The 17,073-nt window shown below is 25.8% G+C and carries 12 protein-coding genes and 5 tRNA genes; 9 read left to right on the top strand and 8 right to left on the bottom strand.

Annotated elements, in window-relative coordinates; translation table 11 throughout:
• Positions 1–8: 8 nt before the first annotated feature.
• Positions 9–1,427 carry a cysteine--tRNA ligase gene (gene cysS, locus JIC14_RS01475; RefSeq protein ID WP_201329679.1) on the bottom strand — a complete coding sequence of 473 codons (1,419 nt, stop codon included), beginning with the start codon at positions 1,425–1,427 and terminating at the stop codon, positions 9–11.
• Positions 1,428–1,807: 380 nt separating this feature from the next.
• Here cysS and JIC14_RS01470 point away from each other — a divergent pair, with 380 nt between their 5' ends.
• Complete coding sequence (locus JIC14_RS01470) at positions 1,808–4,108, top strand: NADP-dependent malic enzyme (protein WP_320412640.1); 2,301 nt, start codon at positions 1,808–1,810, stop codon at positions 4,106–4,108.
• 132 nt (positions 4,109–4,240) lie between these two features.
• Here JIC14_RS01470 and JIC14_RS01465 read toward each other — a convergent pair whose 3' ends face one another.
• Positions 4,241–4,516 (bottom strand): RnfH family protein, encoded by a 276-nt coding sequence (locus JIC14_RS01465; protein WP_201329678.1) that lies wholly within the window; start codon positions 4,514–4,516, stop codon positions 4,241–4,243.
• A 144-nt stretch (positions 4,517–4,660) separates the two neighbouring features.
• On the opposite strand from JIC14_RS01465, the gene smpB reads away from it, so the two are divergent.
• Complete coding sequence (gene smpB / locus JIC14_RS01460; protein WP_201329677.1) at positions 4,661–5,122, top strand: SsrA-binding protein SmpB; 462 nt, start codon at positions 4,661–4,663, stop codon at positions 5,120–5,122.
• 70 nt (positions 5,123–5,192) lie between these two features.
• Here the strand turns inward: smpB and JIC14_RS01455 are convergent, their stop codons facing one another.
• A complete protein-coding gene (locus tag JIC14_RS01455; protein WP_201329676.1) occupies positions 5,193–6,194 on the bottom strand; it encodes an RluA family pseudouridine synthase in 1,002 nt (333 codons plus the stop codon).
• 280 nt (positions 6,195–6,474) lie between these two features.
• On the opposite strand from JIC14_RS01455, the gene JIC14_RS01450 reads away from it, so the two are divergent.
• From JIC14_RS01450 to dnaQ, 4 genes are all read left to right on the top strand, one after another.
• The gene (locus JIC14_RS01450; protein WP_201329675.1) at positions 6,475–7,761 is read left to right on the top strand and encodes a Glu/Leu/Phe/Val family dehydrogenase; all 1,287 of its coding nucleotides are present in this window, start codon (positions 6,475–6,477) and stop codon (positions 7,759–7,761) included.
• 170 nt (positions 7,762–7,931) lie between these two features.
• Positions 7,932–8,004: transfer RNA gene (locus JIC14_RS01445), tRNA-Ile, on the top strand.
• 5 nt (positions 8,005–8,009) lie between these two features.
• Positions 8,010–8,085 (top strand) — tRNA-Ala (locus JIC14_RS01440).
• A 78-nt stretch (positions 8,086–8,163) separates the two neighbouring features.
• The gene (gene dnaQ / locus JIC14_RS01435) at positions 8,164–8,856 is read left to right on the top strand and encodes a DNA polymerase III subunit epsilon (protein WP_201329674.1); all 693 of its coding nucleotides are present in this window, start codon (positions 8,164–8,166) and stop codon (positions 8,854–8,856) included.
• A gap of 44 nt (positions 8,857–8,900) precedes the next feature.
• On the opposite strand, the gene JIC14_RS01430 is transcribed toward dnaQ, so the two are convergent.
• The 4 genes from JIC14_RS01430 to bioA form a co-directional block, all read right to left on the bottom strand.
• A tRNA-Leu gene (locus tag JIC14_RS01430) sits at positions 8,901–8,991 on the bottom strand.
• Positions 8,992–9,151: 160 nt separating this feature from the next.
• Positions 9,152–9,239 (bottom strand) — tRNA-Ser (locus JIC14_RS01425).
• A 152-nt stretch (positions 9,240–9,391) separates the two neighbouring features.
• Positions 9,392–10,447 (bottom strand): biotin synthase BioB, encoded by a 1,056-nt coding sequence (gene bioB / locus JIC14_RS01420; protein WP_201329673.1) that lies wholly within the window; start codon positions 10,445–10,447, stop codon positions 9,392–9,394.
• A gap of 153 nt (positions 10,448–10,600) precedes the next feature.
• Positions 10,601–11,983 carry an adenosylmethionine--8-amino-7-oxononanoate transaminase gene (gene bioA, locus JIC14_RS01415; RefSeq protein ID WP_201329672.1) on the bottom strand — a complete coding sequence of 461 codons (1,383 nt, stop codon included), beginning with the start codon at positions 11,981–11,983 and terminating at the stop codon, positions 10,601–10,603.
• A gap of 184 nt (positions 11,984–12,167) precedes the next feature.
• Here bioA and ribD point away from each other — a divergent pair, with 184 nt between their 5' ends.
• From ribD to JIC14_RS01400, 3 genes are all read left to right on the top strand, one after another.
• On the top strand, positions 12,168–13,256 hold the full coding sequence (gene ribD, locus JIC14_RS01410) for a bifunctional diaminohydroxyphosphoribosylaminopyrimidine deaminase/5-amino-6-(5-phosphoribosylamino)uracil reductase RibD (protein ID WP_201329671.1): 1,089 nt from the start codon (positions 12,168–12,170) through the stop codon (positions 13,254–13,256).
• A gap of 40 nt (positions 13,257–13,296) precedes the next feature.
• On the top strand, positions 13,297–14,982 hold the full coding sequence (locus tag JIC14_RS01405; RefSeq protein ID WP_201329670.1) for an electron transfer flavoprotein-ubiquinone oxidoreductase: 1,686 nt from the start codon (positions 13,297–13,299) through the stop codon (positions 14,980–14,982).
• A 150-nt stretch (positions 14,983–15,132) separates the two neighbouring features.
• Positions 15,133–15,204 (top strand) — tRNA-Arg (locus JIC14_RS01400).
• Between the two features lie 67 nt (positions 15,205–15,271).
• On the opposite strand, the gene rpsA is transcribed toward JIC14_RS01400, so the two are convergent.
• Positions 15,272–16,984, bottom strand: a complete 1,713-nt coding sequence (rpsA, locus tag JIC14_RS01395; RefSeq protein WP_201329669.1) for a 30S ribosomal protein S1 — start codon at positions 16,982–16,984, stop codon at positions 15,272–15,274.
• Positions 16,985–17,073: the final 89 nt, after the last annotated feature.

Below are 17,073 nucleotides of genomic sequence, written 5' to 3'. Positions count from 1 at the left end.
AATTTTAATTAAATTCTTCTCCATTCTGTTTTACCATTAGGCATATCTTCTAAAATAATCCCATTATTTATTAATTCTTGACGTATCTGATCGGCCTCTAAAAATTTTTTTTTTTTTCTAGCCTCTGATCTAGAGTATATTTTTAATTTAATATCATTGTCAGAATAATTTACAATTTTATTTTCTTCAAGAGAAATATTATTTTTTAAGAATTCATCTGATGAATACTCCAATAAACCTAACCAATTACCTAATCCCCGTAATTGTTTGGCCATCTCTATAGATTTATTTTTATTAATTATATTAGCTAAATCAAATAATACAGAAATTGCAACTGGAGTATTAAAATCATCATTCATAGCTATTATGAAACGTTTTGCATGAGGCTCATTTAAATCAATTATTTTTTTATAATTTATTTCTGATATCTCTTTTAGTGCTAAATATAATCGAATTAAACTTTGTTTAGCATAATTTAAATAAACTTCTGAATAATTTATTGTACTACGATAATGTGAACGCAAGAAAAAAAATCTTATCACTTCTGGATTATATTTTTTTAATACATCACGAATTGTACAAAAATTACCAAATGATTTTGACATTTTTTTATTATTTATTTTAACAAAACCACTATGCATCCAATAATTAACAAATTTATGTTTATATACCCCTTCAGATTGAGCAATTTCATTTTCATGATGTGGAAATTGTAAATCTTGTCCTCCACCATGAATATCAAAATGTGATCCTAATAAATCACAGGACATAGCAGAACATTCAATGTGCCATCCTGGACGACCTGCTCCCCACCTAGAGTTCCATACAGCTTCATGAGGATCATTATTTTTAGAAATCTTCCAAAGAGCGAAATCTAATGGATCTTGTTTAAAATTATTTTTTTTATCAATTTTATTGAAATAAGAAGAAATTAATCTACCAGATAACTTTCCATAATTAGAAAAATTACGAACAGAATAATTTACATCTCCATTAATTTTTCCATTATTATTTTGATAAGCTAATCCATTAAAAATTAATTTTTCAATCATTTTTAATATTTGCGGTATATAATTAGTGGCGCAAGGTTGATAATCTGGAGGTTGAATATTTAATAATAAAGAATCCTCTTTAGCTGCTTTAATAAAACGAGAAGTTAATATTTTAATTGATTCATTATTTTTTTTAGCACGATCAATAATTTTATCATCAATATCGGTAATATTACGCACATATTTTACATCATAATTATTAATACGTAACCAGCGTTGCACAACATCAAATGCGATCATTAATCTCGCGTGACCGAGATGACAATAATCATAAGCAGTAATACCACATACATATAAACCTACTTTTCCCGGTGTTATTGGATAAAATATTTGTTTTTTACGAGAAAGTGAATTATATATTTTTAAGGTGCTCATAGGGTTAAAATCTATAAAAAATTAATTAAAATTACCAAAATATAAAAACTAATAAACATTATAATTAATAATAAGATCCTTAATAATAATATCTATATAAACTACATTAAAGTAATTAATTTTTTTAAAAAAAATATGATATACTTAAATAAAAATAAAATCTCTTTATTTTTTAATTTTTAAAAAATTTTATGCAATTTCATTTTATAATTTTATCTATTTTTGAATAATAATTTATTAAAATTAAAAAGTAAAATTATAAATAAATATATTATTTACCAATAATTTTAATAAATATATTTTTTATAATAAATTTACACAATTTTTATAAAAATAATTTATATTATTTTCATAAAATATTAACTAATAAAATATACATAATGATTAATTTTAAAAAAAAAATTTGTAAAAAATCACATCAATCTGCTTTAGAGTATCATGAATTTCCTATTCCAGGAAAAATCAGCGTTATTCCAACTAAACAACTTAAAAATCAACATGATTTAGCATTAGCATATTCTCCTGGTGTAGCCTCTGCTTGTGAAGAAATTTCATCTAATCCAAGTAATGTATTTAAATACACCGCTAAAGGAAATTTAGTTGCAGTAATCACTAATGGAACAGCTGTTTTGGGAATGGGGAATATTGGTCCATTAGCATCAAAACCAGTAATGGAAGGAAAAGCAGTGTTATTTAAAAAATTCGCTGGAATTGATGTTTTTGATCTAGAAATTAATGAAACAGATCCAGATAAATTATGTGATATTATCTTTTCATTAGAACCAACTTTTGGTGGTATTAATTTAGAAGACATTAAAGCTCCAGAATGTTTCTATATTGAACAAAAACTACGTAATCGTATGAAAATACCTGTATTTCATGATGATCAACATGGAACTGCTATCATTGTAGGATCAGCTATTTTAAACGGATTAAAATTAGTTAAAAAAAAAATGAAAGATTGTAAACTAGTCGTTTCTGGAGCGGGTGCTGCAGCATTAGCTTGCATTGATCTAATTATTGATCTTGGTTTTCCATTAAAAAATATTTTTGTTACAGATTTAGCTGGAGTTCTTTATAAAGGACGATCTGAATTAATGGATTCAAATAAGGCGCGTTTTATACAAGATACTACAGCTCGCACATTATCTGATATTATACCTAACGCAGATATTTTTCTTGGATTATCGGTATCTGGAGTATTAAAAAAAGAAATGGTATTAAAAATGGAAAAAAATCCTATAATATTAGCGCTAGCTAATCCATTACCAGAAATCCTACCAGAAGATATTAAATCCGTGAGAAATGATGCAATTATTGCTACAGGTCGTTCTGATTATCCTAATCAAGTGAATAATGTATTATGCTTCCCTTATATTTTTCGTGGAGCATTAGATTCTGGAGCCACAACTATTACACGAGAAATGGAAATTGCGGCAGTACACGCAATTTCTGATTTAGCTCAAATAGAACAATCTGATATTGTTAATACAACTTATGGAATTTCTAATATAACATTTGGATCAGAATGTATTATTCCAAAACCATTTGATCCTCGCTTAATAATTAAAATTGCTCCAGCTGTTGCGGTAGCTGCTGAAAAATCTGGTGTAGCTACTAAACCAATTAAAGATATAGAAAATTATATAAATCATCTACAACAATTTGTTTACCGTAGCAGTACTTTTATGAGGCCACTTTTTCAAATAGCTAAAAAAACACCAAAAAATATCAAAAGAATTATTTACTCAGAAGGAGAAGAAGAAAAAATACTACGCGCTATACAAATAGTTATTGATGAAAATTTAGCCTTTCCTATCTTAATTGGACGTACAAAAATTTTAGAACAACATATTAAAAAACTTAGATTACGAATAAAACCTGGAATACATTTTGAAATAATAGATCCTGATTTTAATAAAAATTATAAAGATTACTGGGAAACTTATTTATCCATGACAAATCGTAAAGGCATTATTGAACAACATGCTCAATTAAAAATGAGTAGGTGTCACACATTAATAGGCGCTATGGCTGTTCATAAAGGAAATGCAGATGGGATGATTTGTGGTATTTTTGGTTCTATTAAATTACATTTAAACTACATTGATCAAATAATAGGTAAAGAAAACAAAATAAATACGTATGCAGCAATGAGTAATTTAATTCTTATGGATAGGCAATTAATGTTGGTTGACACACATATCAATGAAAATCCAAACGCAGAAGAATTATCAGAAATCACAATTTTAGCAGTAAAAAAAATGATTTCTCTTGGTTTAAAACCTCGTGTTGCTCTTTTATCGCATTCAAATTTTGGTTCTGATAATAATATCTCAACCCATAAAATGAGAACAACATTAAAACTAATACAAAAAAACATGCCAGAATTAGAAATTGATGGAGAAATGGATGGAAATTACGCCCTAAATAATAAATTATTACATAAACAAATACCAAATTCTAAATTAACTGGAGATGCTAATCTTCTAGTATTACCAAATATTGAATCTGCAAATATAGCTTATAATTTACTAAAAACAACATCTGGTAATGGTGTGACAATTGGTCCTATTTTACTGGGCTGCTCAAAACCTATTCATATTTTAACATCATCAGCAACAGTGAGAAGAATTGTAAATATGACTACATTATGTGTAATAGATGCTTTATCAAAATAAATTTATTAATTTTTAAAAAAATTAAATACTTAATAAGTATATTAAACGTTCATATATTAATTAATTGTTCACCAATATAACGGTGAACAAAATTTAATTTAGTAAAATTAAAGTTTTAAAAAATTAAAATTATTAATTATTTTTTCGACAACGTAATTCTTTTGGACTAATAATTAATGGACGATAAATTTCAACTCGATCATTATCACGTAATATTGTATTTAATTTTTTTAATTTTCCATAAATACCTACTTTTAAATTAATTAAATTAATTTTACTAATTTTATGTAAAATATTACTTTGAAGAATTGCTGTTTGTATAGAAGTTTGATTAGTCACATATAATTTATATAAAACTTGTAACCGTGAATCAGCATAACAAATTTGAACACAAATTAATTTAATCATAAATATTATTATATTAGAATTAACAAGTATTAAAATGATTAATTTAATTATTTTAATCTTTATCATTAATATATAATTAAATTTTTTAATTTTAATTCTAATAAAATATATTATCAAATTTTTAAAAATATACGTATAATAAGTATGATAATTATCAATAATAAAAAAGCATTATTTAATTATTTTCTAGAAGATTATTACGAAGCTGGTATTGTCCTAAAGGGATGGGAAGTTAAATCAATACGAGCAAATCATGTGCATTTAAAAGAGTCATATATAATTACTCGCAATAAAGAAATATTTTTATTCGGTGCACATATTAGCGTTTTATCTAACTCAAATATTTTTACAAATATTAGCTCGGAAACAATTAGAACACGCAAACTATTATTACATTCAACCGAAATTAAAAAATTAACTGGAAAAGTTAAAAAATCTGGATACACTTTAATTCCATCGAAATTATATTTTGTAAAAAATCGCATAAAATGTGAAATAGCTCTCGCTAAAGGAAAAAAACAACATGATAAACGCCGCAAAGAACGTGATCGTGATATAAAAAGAGAAACAGAAATAATTATAAAAAAATATAAAAATAAATTTTAATTCATTAAAAGTTTTTATAAAAATTTCAAAAAAACATCAATTTAAAAAAAATTTTTCTATTATAGAAATATTAAATCCATTTTATTCCAGAATATATAACTAATTTAGAAATATCATCTGGAAGATTAATTTTCCATTTTAATTTTAAGTTATTTTCCGGATGTATTAATCCTAATTTATAAGCATGTAATGCTTGTCGATTAAATATTAATGATTTTGAACATTTTTTATTATAAAGATTATCTCCAATTATTCCATGTCCTAACCACTGCATATGTACTCTAATTTGATGAGTTCTTCCTGTTTTTAAATTACAGCGAACTAAACTAACATGTTTTCTATTAATTATTCCAATTGCTAATCTTTCATAATAAGTTAAAGCGGGTTTAGCATTAAAATTTTTAGAAACAATCATTTTAATACGGTTATGTGGATTCCGTATTATTGCCGCATTAATAACACCATTTAATTTTGGAATACCCCAAACCATTGCTAAATATTTCCTCTGAACAATACGTAATTTCAATTGATTAACAAGATGTGTATATGATTTTATTGATTTAGCAACAACCATTAATCCACTACTATTCTTATCCAAACGATGGACGATACCCGCTCTAGGAACATTTATTAAAAATGGATAAATCCTTAAAAGATGATCAAATAATGTTCCAGATAAATGACCAATCGCAGGATGAACCACTAATCCGGCCGACTTATTAATAATAATAATTTCATTATCTTCATAAATAATATCTAATTTTATTATTTTTTTTTCTATTTCGTTTTCTAAAAAATTTTTTTTAGGCTTAATGGTAATTAGTTCATTTCCAGAAACAATCACATCAGTTTCTGCTATTTTATTATTAATTAATACTTGTTTTAATTTTATCCATTTCTGAATACAATTACGAGAATATTGAGTTAATATTAATGATAGTGCTTTATCAAGTCTAATACCATTAACTTTTTTAGTTAAACAAAATTTAATAGAAGTTAATATCGTATGAATACTTAAAAAATTATTATTTATTTTATTGATAAAAAAACATGAATTTAAAAAATTTTTCATTGTACTAATTATTAATATAACAACAAAGATAATTATAATTTTTTAAAAATAAATTTCTATTTTTATAAAGCTATTTTAAAATATTTTTAAACTATTGTAACTATAATTTTAATATACTTTATTAAATATTTAATTTTTTATAAAATAAAATTTTTATATATTATTAATTAAATTTAATAATTATAATAATAATTGTATTATTTACAGGATTTCTTATTTAAAAATTTTTTTTTTCTATGATATTTTATAAGTAGATCAATTAAAAAAGGATATTATCAAAATGTCTAAATTCACCGAGAATCCTATACCATCTTATCTTATACAAAACAATCTTGGACCATGGGGTGTTTATTTACAACAAATTGATCGTGTTATTCCGTATCTTGGTTCCTTATCTCGTTGGATAGAAATATTAAAACATCCAAAAAAAATTTTAATAGTAGATATTCCAATTGAGCACGATAACGGAGATATTATTCATTACGAAGGATATCGCGTACAACATAATATATTACGAGGACCCGGAAAAGGGGGGGTACGTTTTCATCCAGATGTCACATTATCTGAAATAATTGCTTTATCCGGATGGATGACAATAAAAAATGCTACCGTTAATATACCTTATGGTGGAGCAAAAGGAGGAATTCGTGTTAATCCAAGAAATCTATCAAACAATGAATTAATGCGATTAACACGTCGTTATACTAATGAAATTAGCTCTATAATTGGATTAAATAAAGATATCCCAGCGCCTGATGTTGGAACTGATATGCAGATTATGGCCTGGATGATGGATACTTATTCAACAAAAAAAAATCACACTATATCAGGTATTGTTACAGGTAAACCAATCTCTATTGGAGGTAGTTTTGGAAGACAAAAAGCAACTGGACGAGGTGTATTTATTATTGGAAATAAAATTGCTTCTCAAATAAATTTAAATATTATTAATTCTAAAATTGCTATACAAGGATTTGGTAATGTAGGTAGTATTGCAGCAAATCTTTTTTTTAAAGCTGGTGCAAAAATTGTGGCAATACAAGATTATAAAACAACAATCTATAATCCCAATGGATTAGAGATACCTAAATTACAAAAATATGTTACTTATAAAGGAAGTATACAAGACTTTAATGGAGGTGAAAAAATCAATAATCCTCAAGAATTCTGGTCTCTTCCATGCGACATATTAATTCCAGCTGCAATTGAAGGACAAATTACTATCAATAATGCAAATAATATTACAGCAAAAATTATATTAGAAGGAGCAAACGGACCAACAACAACGGAAGCAGATGATATTTTAAAAGATAAAGGTATTATATTAGCACCAGATGTTATTACTAATGCCGGCGGAGTAATTGTTAGTTACTTTGAGTGGGTACAAAATCTTTCTAATTTTTCATGGACAGAAAAAGAAATTAATTTACGATTAGATCGCATTATATGCGATGCATTTAAAGCTATATGGGAATTAGCTAATGAAAAAAAAGTCTCATTACGTACCGCTGCATTTATAATAGGTTGCACACGAGTTTTGAATGCACAAAAAATACGGGGATTATAAAATATATAGCTATTCATTGAATGAAAAATATTTAAATTTCTTTAAATTTAAAAATAATTTATTTTTAAAAATTTATTTATAAATATTAAAAAAATTTTTTAAAAAATATTTTATTAAAACGATACAAAAAATAATTTTAGTATTATAATATTATTATATATTTAAATTTTAGGTCTGTAGCTCAGTTGGTAGAGCACCGTGTTGATAACGCGGTAGTCGTTGGTTCAAGTCCAACCAGACCTATGAATGGGGGTTTAGCTCAGTTGGTAGAGCACCTGCTTTGCAAGCAGGATGTCATCGGTTCAATTCCGATAACCTCCACCACATTTTATATTTAATTCAAATTTATTAAAATTTAAAAATATATTTTCAAATTACTAACCCTTATAATTTTTTCTTAAAATGCATCGTCATATTGTTTTGGATATAGAAACAACCGGATTAAATATTATTGATGGTCATCGTATTATTGAAATTGGTTGCGTAGAAATAAAAAATCGTCAAATTACTGGAAACAATTTACATTATTATATTAATCCTGATAGAGATTCTGAAAAAAGCGCGCTAGCCATACATGGTTTAACAACAAAATTCCTTAAGAATAAAGCAAAATTTTCAGAAATTGTAGATAATTTTCTGAATTATGTTGCTAATTCTGAAATTATAATTCATAACGCAGTATTTGATGTTGGATTTTTAAATATGGAATTATCTCTTTTAGGTTACTCAAATTTTACGAAATATATTTCTAAAATTACTGATACATTACTAATAGCAAGAAAAATTCATACTGGAAAACGTAATTCTTTAGATGCATTATGCGATCGTTATAATATATCAAAAACACATAGAACTTTACATGGGGGGTTGCTTGATGCAGAGCTCTTAGCGGAAGTATATTTAGCTATGACTAGAGGGCAAGATAATTTAAATTTTCAACCTAAAATTAGTAATTTAAATAATATTGAAACTAAAATAAAACTACCTAGTAATATCCCGGTAAAATTAGCTAATTCTAATGAATTAATAGAACACAATATACTTCTTTCGGAAATAGATAAACACTCAAATGGAAAATGTATTTGGAAAAATTAATTAAATTAAATATTATTAATTTTAAAATTAAATTACATTACTAATGGTGCCCTGGGCCGGACTTGAACCGGCAAGCTTTATTTATAGAGCGAGGGATTTTAAGTCCCTTGTGTATACCAATTTCACCACCAGGGCAAGTATAATTTATACCAATAATTACAACTATAATATATATATTAATTTTTAAATTAATAATTTTAATAATTATATTATAAAAATAATTATGTTTATTTTCAATATAATTATTTTTATTTCATTAATAATTAAAAATATTTAAAAAATTTTTACAAATATATGGAAGCGGTGAGATTCGAACTCACGAACCGGTTTTACCTGTTGCCAGTTTTCAAGACTGGTGCCTTAAACCACTCGGCCACACTTCCTTTTGTGTTTACTAAATATATTTTAGTATAATAAATTATATTTTAATAGCAATATATTTAAATTTTTATTATTAAATTTAAATTAAAAAATTTTTTAAATTCATTAATTATCTATTGAAAATTCATTTTTTATTAAAAAATTTTTTCAGTGTTTAAATTATTCCTTTATATTTCATATTATTTTTCATTTTAATTTTTATATTTCGAGTACTCATTCCTAATTTTTTAAGTAATTTACTATCGTCATTAGTTTTCGTATTATCGGTAGTTAAAAGTTTATCACCATAAAAAATTGAATTAGCTCCAGCTAAAAAACAAAAAGCTTGCACTACCTCACCCATTTCCTTGCGACCAGCTGACATTCTTATCCTAGAAGTTGGCATAGTTATTCGTGCAACAGCTATAGTTCTTATAAATTCTAACGGATCTAAAATAGAGGTACCATACAATGGAGTTCCTTTAATTTGTACTAAATTATTAATAGGAACTGATTCTGGATATGGATTTAAATTTGCTAATTGAAAAATTAATTCTGCACGCTGATTTCTGGACTCAGATAACCCTATTATACCACCACAACATATATTAATACCTGCATTACGTACATTTTTAAGTGTATTAAGTCGGTTTTCATAATCTCTTGTACTAATAATATCTCCATATAACTTAGAGGAAACATCTAAATTATGATTATAATAATCTAAGCCTACTTTTTTTAAACGATATGCTTGATTTTCATTTAACATACCTAATGTTAAACAAGCTTCTAAACCTATCTTTTTAACCTCATAAATCATATTTTCAATTTTCTCTAAATCTCTATCCTTTAATTCTCTCCATGCCGCCCCCATACAAAATCTAGTTGCACCATCTAATTTAGCTTTATTAGCGGCAGTAATAACTGATTCTATAGATAAAATTTTTGTAGCTGTAATTTCTGTATTATAATACGAAGATTGAGGACAATATCTACAATCTTCTGTACAACCCCCTGTTTTTATCGATAATAATACCGCTAATTCAATTTCAGTAGCATCAAAATATTTTCTATGTACTTTTTGAGCACGAAATAATAAATCATTAAATGGTAAATTAAATAAATCAATAACCTCATTAATTTTCCAAATTAATGATTTTGATGATGAAATAACATTATTTTTATTGATAGAATTGCATTCTTTATAAGATTGAATAGTTTTCAGTAACATATTAATTATAATTATTGTTTTAATATAAAACTTAAAAATAAAATTATTAAAAATATTTTAATATTATTTATTTTTTTAAAAAAATCTTATTTAGTTAAATGCTTATAATCTATTTAAAAATATATTTTAAGTTTATATCTAAATTTAAAAATGTTATTTTGACGAAATTACTTCATTAAAGGTTTTAAAAATTGCTAATATCATATGTTTTATTTCATTTTTATTAAGAATATATGGCGGCATTAAATAAACTGTATTTCCAATTGGTCTTAATAATAATTCATTTTTTAATGCAGTAGAAAAAAATTTTTGAGAAAATATTTCCCTTTGTGCTGGGTTCTCAATTATAACATCAAATGCCCAAATCATTCCTTGTTGACGAAAATTAATAATTTGAGGATGTGTTATTAATGAAGTAAGTTTTTTTGTAATTTTTTTCATATCTTGAGAAATTCTTTGTAATATATTATGTTTATTAAAAATTTCTAACGTTGCTAATGCCGCACAACAAGCTAATGGATTTCCGCTATATGAATGTGAATGTAAAAAACTATTCATATTATTTTTATAATAAATTAAATTATAAATTTTATCAGTAGTCATTACTAATGATAAAGGCAAATAACCTCCTGTAATACCTTTTGATAAACAAAGAAAATCTGGCCAAATGTCAGCATGTTCACAAGCAAAAAATTTTCCAGTACGACCGCATCCAACTGCAATTTCATCCGCAATCAAATGAATATTATAATTATTACAAATTTCACGAACTAACTTTAAGTATACTGAATCATACATTATCATTCCACCAGCACATTGCACTAACGGTTCAATAATAATAGCAGCAATCTTATTACTACTTTTTTTTAAAAGTATCTCTAAATCAAAAGCAGCACATCTCGCTATCTCATGAGCATTATTTCCTTTATTTAAATTTCTTGAATCTGGTGTAGTAATAATATAAGTCTTTTTTAATAAAGACTTATATATTCCTTTAAATAATTTAATATTAGTTACCGCTAGGGCTCCTAATGTTTCACCATGATAACTATTTTGTAAACAAATAAATTTTTTTTTATTTAAAAATCCTTTATTGTACCAAAAATGAAAACTCATTTTCAACGCAATTTCAACTGCAGATGCACCATCAGAACTATAAAAACAATGCCCAAGCTTATATTTAGTAAAAGATGATAATTTCTCTGATAATTTTATTACTGGTTTATGTGTTAAATTAGATAACATTACATGTTCTAATTTATTAAGTTGATTTTTTAATGCTGTATTAATATAAGAATTAGAATGACCAAAAAGATTAACCCACCAAGAACTAATAGCATCTAAATAACGTCTTCCTAATACATCAATTAACCATGGACCATATCCATGACTAATTGGAATTAATGGAATTTCATAAAAATTATTTGTATTTTTTATAGGATACTTTATTTGTGTACAAGGATGCCACACACTATTTAAACTTCTCATAACTAAATTATCTAAAGATTTTTTTTTATAATAAGCGATATTATTCATAATATTTACTATTGATTTATAAAATATATAAAATATATTTTTATTTTTAAAAATATTTATTATATTATTAACATATAAATTATTAATTTAAATATATTTAAAAAAATATTAATAATTTTTTTTTAAATTCTCTAATTAAATATTAAATATCATAATAAATTATTGTTATAACTTATTTTTTATAATGCTTTTTAATTCAATTGACTTTATGGCGATGACATTAGCTTTACAACAAGCTAAATTATCAATGAATAGTTCTCCTAATCCTCGCGTTGGGTGTGTTATTGTAAAAGAAAAACGCATTATTGCTTGTGGTTATACAAAAAATATTGGTGGTAATCATGCTGAAATTGATGCTCTTTTCAATGCAGCCGCACAAGGTTATGATGTATATAATTCCACTGTTTATATTACTCTTGAGCCTTGTAATTATTTTGGTCATACTCCACCTTGCACGGAGGCTTTAATTAAATCTGGTATTAAAAAAGTTATTATTGCTATTAATGACCCTAATCCACTAGTATCAGGAAAAGGAGTGGCTCAACTAATTTCCGCTGGCATTTCTGTAAAACAAGGACTAATGCAAAAAGAAGCATACGAAATAAATATTGGTTTTTTTTCAAGAATGCAACGAGGAATACCATGGGTACGCATGAAAATAGCTAGTAGTTTAGATAATAAAATTTCTTTATATAATAATGTTAGCCAATGGATTACATCAAAAGAATCACGAAATGACGGTCATATATGGCGAGCGCGTTCCTGTGCTATTTTAACGGGAATTGGAACTGTATTAAAAGATAATCCCCGGTTAAATATAAGATCAATAAAAACATCACGTCAACCATATCGTATTATAATTGATAGTTATTTACGTATTAACCCCTTTCTTAAAGTTTTAAAAGGAGGTGGTAGCTATATATTTACTGCAACAGATCTTCCAATTAAAAAAAAAATATTAGAAGATTTTGGTAATGAAGTTATTATACTACCAAATGATTTAGGACAAGTTGATCTTCGAGCGGTTATTATTGAATTAGGAAAAAAAAAAATTAATGAACTTCATATTGAAGCTGGTTCTAAATTAAATACCGCATTAATATTAGAAGGATGTGTGGACGAATTGTTATTGTATATATCCCCAAGCTTACTTGGAGAAGCATATAATATGTTTACTTTACCTCCTCATTATTCATTAGATAAAAAAATAAAATTAAAATTTCATGAAATACAAAAAATTGGTCCTGATTTACGTATATTAGCAAGGTTTTAATTATAAAATATTTTTTAATAATTATTATATAGATAATAACATGAATTATATATCTTCATTAAATCATTCTTTAATTAATAAATATGGCCCCAGAGAATCAATTGAATATGATATTATTATAGTTGGAGGCGGGCCATCAGGACTTTCTGCGGCAATTAGGCTCAAACAATTAGCTATTAAAAAAAATAAAGAAATTAAAATTTGTGTACTAGAGAAAGGAAGTGAACTAGGAGCGCATATTTTATCGGGAGCAATAATAGATCCACGATCTATTTTTGAGTTATTCCCAAAAGAAAAATTAAAAAAATTATTTAATACACCCGTTATAGAAGATCGTTTTTTATTTTTATCTTCAAAAAAATCATATAAAATCCCATTTTGGGTATTACCTATTTGTTTTAAAAACCATGGAAATTATATTATATCACTTTCACATTTGGTGCGTTGGATGGGAAAAAAAGCAGAAAATATGGGTATTGATATTTTTTCCGGTTTTTCCGCATCTGAAATTTTGTATGACAATAAAAATAATGTTTGCGGGATTGCCACCAATAATTTTGGTATTAATAAGAAAGGTATAATTAAAAAAAATTTTCAATTAGGAATGGAATTATATGCCAAATATACATTATTTGCCGAGGGATCAAGGGGGCATCTTAGTAAACAATTAATTAAAAAATTTAATTTAGACAATAAAAAGGACCCCCAAACTTATAGTATAGGAATTAAAGAACTTTGGAGAATAAACCCAAAATTACACAAAAAAGGTTTAGCAATTCATACAATTGGATGGCCTCTTGACTCTAAAACTTATGGTGGTGGATTTTTATATCACATGGAAAATAATCAAATTTCTATTGGATACATTATTTCTCTTGATTATAAAAATCCCTATTTATCTCCATTTGAAGAATTTCAACGCTATAAAACTCATCCAGAAATATGTAAAATATTAAAGGATGGACAAAGAATTTCTTATGGCGCGCGAACCATCACAACGGGAGGATTACAATCATTACCAGAATTTATTTTTAATGGTGGAGCATTCATTGGTTGTAATGCAGGATTCATGAATGTAAGCCGTATAAAAGGTATTCATACCTCAATAAAAAGTGGTATATTAGCAGCAGATTCTATATTTAATGAAATTTATTCCAATAAAAAATTTAATAAATTAATAACATATAAAACAAATTTTCAAACCTCTTGGTTATATAAAGAACTTTATAAAGCTCGTAATTTTAAACCAGCAATGAAAAAGGGATTATATATTGGAATGTTAATAATAGGAATTGATCAAATATTGTTTTCCGGAAAATTTCCTTTTACATTACATAATATAAATGCCGATTACACTTATCTTGAACCTGCTTCAAAACATATACCTATAAAATATCCTAACCCAGATAATAAATTAACATTTGATAAACTTACTTCAATATATATTTCAAATATTAATCATGATGAAGATCAACCTATACACCTTATATTAAAAAATAAAAAAATACCTATTAATATAAATTTTTCTATTTATGCTGGACCTGAGGCTCGTTATTGTCCAGCTGGTGTATATGAGTTTATATTAGTAAAAAATAAAATTCAACGCTTACAAATTAATGCACAAAATTGTATTCATTGCAAAACTTGCGATATAAAAGATCCCACTCAAAATATTGAATGGATTACTCCCGAAGGAGGAAGTGGAACAAATTACCCTAATATGTAATAAAAAATTTTAACGATAAAAATTTTTAATAATTTAAATTAAATATAATATATAATTATTTAAATATAAATTAATTTAATTTTTAATTTATAAGCATTTATAAATTATATTTAACTAATAATTTATTTTAAAATAAATTATTTTTTTAATGCGACCGTGGTCTAACGGATAAGATTACAGATTCCGATTCTGTTGATAGGGGTTCGATTCCCTTCGGTCGCACTTATAATATAAATATTTATATTAAAAATAATGAAATTACTATTTTTATTGAGAAAATAAAATAATATTATTTTATTTTCTCTAATTCAGCTTTTAATATTACGCCTAAATTTGTTGTACCGGAAATTGTATTAGCATTAACAGATGTTAATAATGTTTTCTTCTTAATAACTTTTTCTTTTTTATTATTAAAAGATAATTGAATATATCGTGTTTTACGATCAATATGATTAACAAGTATCTCAATATTTTCACCAATTTTTAATTTTTTTTCATCTTCATTATTTTCGTCAGAAATACGTAAATAACCCTCTACTTCATTTGATAATTGAATAATTGCTCCTTTATTAGGATCGATAGATTTAACAATACCATTTACTAATGAACCTTTATCATTTATAGTAACATAATTATTAAATGGATCACCCTCAAGCTGTTTAATTCCTAAAGAAATACGTTCTTTTTCAACGTCAATTGAAAGTATGATAGCTTCAATTTCATCTCCCTTTTTAAAGCGCCGTATAACCTCTTCTCCTGGATCAGTCCAAGATAAATCTGATAAATGTATAAGTCCATCAATATTACCATCTAATCCAATAAATATTCCAAAATCAGTAATTGACTTAATTATCCCTTTTATTTTATTGCCTTTTTTATTAATGATAGCAAAATTATCCCAAGGATTATCTTTACACTGTTTCATTCCTAAACTAATACGACGTCTTTCTTCATTTATTTCTAATACCATAATTTCAACAGTATCATTTAATTGAACAATTTTACTTGGTGTAACATTTTTATTTATCCAATCCATTTCAGATATATGAACTAGACCCTCAATACCTTTTTCAACCTCAACAAATGCACCGTAATCAGTTAAATTAGTAACTTTACCAAATAAACGTGTTCCCCGTGGATAACGAAGAGATAACCCAATCCAAGGATCAATTCCTAATTGTTTCATACCTAATGAAACTCGATTTTTTTCCTGATCATATTTTAAAATTTTAACGGAAATATCTTGGCCAATAGTTAAAATTTCTAAAGGATGTTTAACGCGACGCCATGCTATATCAGTAATATGTAATAAACCATCTATCCCACCAAGATCTATAAAAGCCCCATAATCAGTTATATTTTTCACAATACCTTTAACAATACACCCTTCTTTAAGAGTTTCTATTAATTTTTGACGTTCTTCCCCCATAGATTCTTCGATTACTGCGCGACGTGACAATACTACATTATTACGCTTACGATCAAGTTTAATAACCTTAAAATCCATTGTTTTTCCCTCAAAAAGAGCGGTATCTTTAACGGGACGTATATCAACAAGTGAACCAGGTAAAAAAGCTTTAATACCATTTGTTAAAACAGTTAAACCGCCCTTAACCTTTCCATTTATAATGCCAGTAACAATTTCTCCAGATTCCATAGCTCTTTCTAAGGAAAGCCACGAAGCTAAACGTTTAGCTTTATCACGAGATAAAATAGTATCACCAAAACCATTTTCTAAAGATTCAATTGCAACAGAAACAAAATCACCAACTTTAACTTCAAGTTCGCCATTATCATTTTTAAATTCCTCAATAGGAACAAATGCTTCGGATTTTAAATCTGCATTAATAATAACAAAATTACGATCCAAACCAATAACTTCAGCAGAAATAACTTCTCCAGAGCGCATGTCATGACGAAATAAAGATTCCTCAAATAAAGTCGCAAAACTATCTGGACCCCTTTTTATAGAATCTTGATTAAGAATAATGGTAGTTGACATAGTTATTTAAAAGATATTCAATATTTTTTTAAATAAAGCAATTTTTATGTAAAATATATAAGATTCAAATTTTTTGAAAAATCGATCTA

The organism is Candidatus Profftella armatura (Diaphorina cf. continua) (assembly GCF_016593155.1).
GTDB classification, from domain to species: domain Bacteria; phylum Pseudomonadota; class Gammaproteobacteria; order Burkholderiales; family Burkholderiaceae; genus Profftella; species Profftella armatura_A.
The sequence above is the reverse complement of the archived record's forward strand: the minus strand, read 5'-3'. Positions and strand labels throughout refer to the sequence as shown.

What these genes read in the sequence shown, in the direction of transcription:
- bioA (WP_201329672.1), bottom strand. Translation starts at nt 11,983, where the DNA reads ATGAATAATATCGCTTATTATAAAAAAAAATCTTTAGATAATTTAGTT.
- JIC14_RS01450 (WP_201329675.1), top strand. Translation starts at nt 6,475, where the DNA reads ATGTCTAAATTCACCGAGAATCCTATACCATCTTATCTTATACAAAAC.
- JIC14_RS01455 (WP_201329676.1), bottom strand. Translation starts at nt 6,194, where the DNA reads ATGAAAAATTTTTTAAATTCATGTTTTTTTATCAATAAAATAAATAAT.
- rpsA (WP_201329669.1), bottom strand. Translation starts at nt 16,984, where the DNA reads ATGTCAACTACCATTATTCTTAATCAAGATTCTATAAAAAGGGGTCCA.
- JIC14_RS01470 (WP_320412640.1), top strand. Translation starts at nt 1,808, where the DNA reads ATGATTAATTTTAAAAAAAAAATTTGTAAAAAATCACATCAATCTGCT.
- cysS (WP_201329679.1), bottom strand. Translation starts at nt 1,427, where the DNA reads ATGAGCACCTTAAAAATATATAATTCACTTTCTCGTAAAAAACAAATA.
- ribD (WP_201329671.1), top strand. Translation starts at nt 12,168, where the DNA reads ATGCTTTTTAATTCAATTGACTTTATGGCGATGACATTAGCTTTACAA.
- bioB (WP_201329673.1), bottom strand. Translation starts at nt 10,447, where the DNA reads ATGTTACTGAAAACTATTCAATCTTATAAAGAATGCAATTCTATCAAT.
- JIC14_RS01405 (WP_201329670.1), top strand. Translation starts at nt 13,297, where the DNA reads ATGAATTATATATCTTCATTAAATCATTCTTTAATTAATAAATATGGC.
- smpB (WP_201329677.1), top strand. Translation starts at nt 4,661, where the DNA reads ATGATAATTATCAATAATAAAAAAGCATTATTTAATTATTTTCTAGAA.
- dnaQ (WP_201329674.1), top strand. Translation starts at nt 8,164, where the DNA reads ATGCATCGTCATATTGTTTTGGATATAGAAACAACCGGATTAAATATT.
- JIC14_RS01465 (WP_201329678.1), bottom strand. Translation starts at nt 4,516, where the DNA reads ATGATTAAATTAATTTGTGTTCAAATTTGTTATGCTGATTCACGGTTA.